At 77.7% G+C, this 251-nt stretch carries 1 protein-coding gene; it reads right to left on the reverse strand.

The window, feature by feature from the left end:
- On the reverse strand, nt 1-251 hold a 251-nt coding region (locus GTW08_RS18675; protein ID WP_161152296.1), incomplete at both ends, for an SIMPL domain-containing protein.

Consider the following 251-nt stretch of genomic DNA (forward strand, 5'->3'; position numbering starts at 1 on the left):
CGGGCCGCGCGCTCGACCCCGCGGCGGTGGTCGCGGGCCAGGCCCCAGGTGATCCCCTGGACCTGCGCACCGGTGAACCGGCCCACACCGGACAGCCACGCGCCGAGCCGGGCGACGTCGTCGAACTCCACCGACACCGACACCGACGCGTGGTGCACCGGCGGCTGCGGGCGCCCCTCGAAGGAGGGCTGCTCGACCCAGCTGCGGGCCTGGTCGACGACGTAGCGCCGGACCGGCCCGGCGTCGGGGTC

The organism is Pseudonocardia sp. SID8383, from assembly GCF_009864975.1.
Classification (GTDB): Bacteria; Actinomycetota; Actinomycetes; order Mycobacteriales; family Pseudonocardiaceae; genus Pseudonocardia; species Pseudonocardia alni.